The sequence below is a fragment of the Microbacterium sp. JB110 genome (genome assembly GCF_003335195.1).
Classification (GTDB): domain Bacteria; phylum Actinomycetota; class Actinomycetes; order Actinomycetales; family Microbacteriaceae; genus Microbacterium.
Window position 1 is genome coordinate 1 of record NZ_QPGM01000022.1, and the last position, 311, is coordinate 311.

General features: G+C 53.7%; 1 protein-coding gene. It reads right to left on the bottom strand.

Annotated features, from left to right (window positions below; translation table 11 throughout):
* Positions 1-311: sigma-E factor regulatory protein RseB domain-containing protein (locus CIK77_RS17425; RefSeq protein ID WP_275543034.1), on the bottom strand; the 311-nt coding region annotated here is incomplete at both ends.

A 311-nucleotide genomic window follows, 5' to 3' on the forward strand; every position in this document is an offset into this window, starting at 1 on the left:
AGGTCTCAATAATGCGACCCTGCTGATCAATAAGCACGTGCTTGAGCAACAGCCCCGTCTCACGATCTAACCACCACTCGTGAGCAAAACGCCATTGATCAAGAGGCTCAAAAATTAGCTTTACGGCGTCTCGACCAGCGACACGTGCATCTTCCTCAAGATCAATCTGATAATATTCTTCAAGGTGAGCTGCCCATCTCGCAGGGGACGAAAGTCCTCCGTTGCCGCTGTCTTCGGTCCACGCAAGCCTGCCTACCGGCGAACGCCGTTCGATGCTGACTGAGGGGCCATCCAGATACTGCACTACCTGC